Genomic DNA, 3,584 nt, shown 5'->3' on the forward strand with positions numbered 1-3,584 from the left:
AACAGGTTGGCCAGTAACGGACTAACCACTCCCCCCACGCAATCGATAACTTCGCCTTCGAGCGAAGCCTTCCCCTGACACGTTCGCACTACCGGGGTTGACAGGATGACGTGTGCGGTAGTATGCATGTGTCATGACCCCAGGGAAGTCACGGGCCGACGAGTATGCCCAGCGGGTAAACGAGGCGCTGAAGCTCTTGGAGACGGGCACGTCCTCGACCGAGGTTGCCCAGGAGCTGGCCGAGCGCCACGGGGTCTCGGTGCGCCAGGGGTGGCGGTACGTGCGCGAGGCGACGGAGCGTTCCGTGCCTCTCGACGTCCCGGAGCAGAAGGTGGTCTTCACCGTGAAGTTACCGGAGAGTCTCGCGGAGCGCGTCCGCGCCGTGGCGGCGGCTCGCGGCAAGACGCTGAGCGGCCTGGTGAGCGAGGCGCTGGAGGCCTGGCTGCGGCGCCTGCGATCCGGGCGGCAGAGCGGTGGACGACAAAAGGGTTGATCTCGAGTTCGTCTACGACCGCCTCGGTGAGAATCGCCGAGCGCAAGCTTACTGTCTGCTGGTCCCGGAGACGGTCCGGAGGGTCCGGACCCAAGACGAGGAGCTGAGGACGAGAGATGCGAGCCAGGACGGCGGCGCTGTACGCCCGGGTCTCCTCCCAACAGCAAGAAGAGCGGGGGACCATCGCTAGCCAGGTGGCAGCTCTGCGGCAGTACGCTGCAGAGCATGACTATCTGGTGCCGGAGGAGTGGATCTTCCAGGACGAAGGGTACAGCGGCGCCTTGCTCGTCCGCCCTGGCCTGGAGCGGCTTCGCGACCTCGCAGCCCAAGGCGAGTTGGATGTGGTACTGGCCTACTCCCCGGACCGGCTGGCCCGGAAGTACGCCTATCAGGTGTTGCTGGTGGAGGAGTTCGCCCGCTCGGGCGTCGAAGTGGTGTTCCTCAAGTCGCCTCGCGGCGATAGCGCCGAGGACGAGCTTCTGCTTCAATTCCAGGGAATGATTGCCGAGTACGAGCGGGCGCAGATTGCCGAGCGCACCCGTCGGGGTAAGCTTCACCGGGCCCGGGCCGGGGACGTGAGCGTGCTCGGGGGCGCGCCTTACGGCTACCGGTATGTACGCGAGAGCGACACTATCGCGGCCCACTACGAGGTCATCGAGTCGGAGGCGCACGTAGTGCAGGAGGTCTTTCGCCTCTACACCAAAGACGACTACAGCATCGGGGCTCTCGCCCGACACCTGAGCGACCAGGACATCCCCACCCGTACGCGGAAGCGCCGCTGGGACCGCTCTGTGATCTGGGCGATGCTCCGCAATCCGGCGTACGTGGGCCAAGCGGCTTTCGGCAAGACGCGGGTCGCCGATCGGCCCAAGAAGCTCACCCGTCCGATGCGCCAGCAGGGAGGGGTCCCGGCACGGCAACCTGCCGTTGAGAACCGCCCGCCGGAGGAGTGGATCGAGATCCCGGTGCCGGCGATCGTGGATGAGACCACCTTTGCTCTGGCCGCCGAGCAGTTGAAGAAGAACAAGCAGTTCGCCCGTCGCAACACGAGGGAGCCCACCTTGCTCCAGGGGCTCCTGGCGTGTCGTCAGTGCGGGTATGCGTACTATCGTTGCTCGACGACGACCTCGAAGCGTCGGATCTACTACTATCGCTGCCTCGGCTCCGACGACTACCGCTGGGAGGGCGGACGCGTTTGCTCGAACCGGCCGGTCCGGCAGGATTATGTCGACGAGGTCGTCTGGAACGCGGTGGTGGAGCTGCTGGCCCATCCGGCGGTGGTGCGTCAGGAACTGGACCGACGCTTGGAGGAGCGGCGTCAGTCCAGCACCACTCAGAAACAAAAGGACCGACTCCTTCGGGAGGTGGCGCGGCACCAAAACGCCGTAAAGCGGCTCATTGAAGCCTATCAAGAGGAGCTGATCTCGATCGAGGAGCTTCGGGCACGGATCCCCGAGCTCCGCACCCGCGAGAACGCGGCGTCCGCTCAATTGGTGGCCCTCGAGGCCCAGCTCATCGACCAACAGGTGTATTTGAAGCTTGCCGAGAACCTGGAATCCTTTCTCACCCGCTTGGAGGAACGCGCCCAGACACTCTCCGTCGAGGAGCGACAGAGGGTGCTGCGCCTGGTGGTCAAGGAGGTCCAAGTAGATCGTGACCGGATCGTCATCAAGCACTGCATCAGCCCCACGGATGGCGACTCGGGCTCGGGTTATCGATTGCGTGGGGGGAGTCAGCGGCCCGCCTTGCGGAGTCCCCTCGTATCGCTCGATCACCACGCCGTCCTTCATGATCCCCGCCTGAAGCATCCGGCGGATGATCCTCAGCACGCGCTTGTCGGCGATCCTTCGGGCCAGGCGTCCCATCAGTACGTCGTGGTTGACCCGGTCAAAGAACTTCTCCAGATCCACATCCACCACGATCGTCCTGCCCTCGGCCACGTACTCCGCCGCTTTGCGTAGTGCCTGGTGGGCACTCCGCCCTGGGCGGAAGCCGTAGCTCGACTCCGAAAAGGTCGGGTCCAGCATCGGGTCCAGCACTTGGAGGAAGGCCTGCTGTACGAAGCGATCCTTCACCGTCGGGATGCCCAACTGCCGCATCCCGCCGCCGGGCTTCGGGATCTCTACCCCCAGCACCGGCTCCGGCTCGTAGCTCCCGTTCAGCAGACTCTCCACCAGCTCCTCCCCGTGGGCCTTGAGCCAGGGACCCAGTTCCGCAACGGTCATCCCGTCGATCCCTGGGCTGCCCCGGTTCTTCTTTACCTGCTTGTAGGCCCGCTTCAGGTTCTCAGGCGCACAGATCCTCTCCATCAAGGCATCCGTCTCCAGGGCTCGATTCCCCTCCGATGCCGACGTCGCTTGCCGCTCCCCTACGGGTTCAGATCGGCTTCCGGCCTTTCCGCCTTCCGAGGGGCGCACGGCGGCTTCCCCGCCTACGAACAGGAGGAGTTGCTCGCCTCTGCCTTGCTGCTGCTCCGCGTCCATCGAGTCGTCCGGTCTGTCTCCCTGCACCAAGTAGTTCGGCCCTTCGCCCGACGGAGGTTGGTCCAAGCGCTTACGTGCAGTCCGTCGGCCTACTATGGCCTCTGCTGACTCCTCCGAGCCCTTCCCCCGCCATCTCTGACTGGGTGGTCCGGTTCGTCCGGACGGACTCGAAGGCCTCCCAGGGTAAGCCCTGTCTCTTTCCCACGGTCCCCGCCGGATCTACCGGCACGTGCATCCGGATGGCCTTCGGGCGTCCCCGTCTGTGGCCGGGTTACCCTGCCGTGCCGGCCTTCTATCCGATTCCTGTTCGTCGGGTCCGTGCTTCGCCTCCGGCTTCCTTCAGATCCCGCCTCACGACGGGCACCCTTGCCTTCGGCTATCCGGTTCGGTGCCACCTCCGTCCGTTAGAGACTCCCACTCCAGATCCAGGGCATGCCTGGCACACGACACGGAGGCCCCGGCGCTCGTTGCGCCTGGGCCTCCCGTTTAGTCGGAAGGGAGCGACCGGGTCAGGCGCTCCGGGAGCGACGCCGATCCCCAACCGCGCGGCGCCTCCTTGCACGACGGGCCATCACGCGGCGACGGTCGAGGCCGGACCTGCGGTCCAC

General features: G+C 65.5%; 2 protein-coding genes and 1 pseudogene. 2 read left to right on the forward strand and 1 reads right to left on the reverse strand.

What is annotated here, in order from left to right:
• The first annotated feature begins 133 nt into the window (after nucleotides 1-133).
• A complete protein-coding gene (locus FJY88_12675; protein MBM3288189.1) occupies nucleotides 134-493 on the forward strand; it encodes a ribbon-helix-helix protein, CopG family in 360 nt (119 codons plus the stop codon).
• A gap of 116 nt (nucleotides 494-609) precedes the next feature.
• Nucleotides 610-2,454 carry a recombinase family protein gene (locus tag FJY88_12680; protein MBM3288190.1) on the forward strand — a complete coding sequence of 615 codons (1,845 nt, stop codon included), beginning with the start codon at nucleotides 610-612 and terminating at the stop codon, nucleotides 2,452-2,454.
• Here the strand turns inward: FJY88_12680 and FJY88_12685 are convergent.
• Nucleotides 2,221-2,976: pseudogene (locus FJY88_12685) on the reverse strand (group II intron reverse transcriptase/maturase). The gene FJY88_12680 and the pseudogene FJY88_12685 sit on opposite strands and share 234 nt — an antisense overlap.
• Nucleotides 2,977-3,584 lie beyond the last annotated feature (608 nt).

This window comes from Candidatus Eisenbacteria bacterium, assembly GCA_016867495.1.
Classification (GTDB): Bacteria; Eisenbacteria; RBG-16-71-46; order CAIMUX01; family VGJL01; genus VGJL01.

Bases quoted from the DNA above. Each gene is read 5' to 3' on its own strand.
- FJY88_12675 (MBM3288189.1), top strand. From the start codon at position 134: ATGACCCCAGGGAAGTCACGGGCCGACGAGTATGCCCAGCGGGTAAAC.
- FJY88_12680 (MBM3288190.1), top strand. From the start codon at position 610: ATGCGAGCCAGGACGGCGGCGCTGTACGCCCGGGTCTCCTCCCAACAG.